Raw genomic sequence first — 335 nt, forward strand, 5'->3', positions numbered from 1 at the left:
GTGGGGTGATGGAGGAGATGGAGAGTGGGTGTAGGAGGGCGGACAGGAGGGGTGGGTTGAAGTTCGGTGGGGAGTTTGATGGGGTGGGGGTGGGGGGGGGAAAGGTGGGGGGGAGGGTGTGGAAGAGGGAGGTAGGAGAGCGCGAGGGGCTGGAGTGGGTGGAGAGGGGTGGGGAGGGGGAAGAAGGGTGCGTGGGGGTGGATGTGGGTGGGGTGGGGCGGCAGTGGGTGGTGGGGTGGGTGAGTGGGGAGGAGGGTGAGGGTCGAGGGTGAGGGGGTGGTTGAGGAGATTGGAGGTTGGATTATGTCGGGTGGAATTGGGGGCGGAGAGGGGGT

The 335-nt window shown here is 66.9% G+C and carries 1 protein-coding gene; it reads left to right on the forward strand.

Translation table 11 applies throughout. The features are described 5' to 3' along the window. The coding region (locus FS507_RS19905; RefSeq protein ID WP_222121455.1) for a hypothetical protein at positions 1–272 on the forward strand (272 nt) is incomplete at its 5' end. Positions 273–335: the final 63 nt, after the last annotated feature.

It is taken from the genome of Corynebacterium glyciniphilum AJ 3170 (genome assembly GCF_007673095.1).
Lineage (GTDB): Bacteria > Actinomycetota > Actinomycetes > Mycobacteriales > Mycobacteriaceae > Corynebacterium.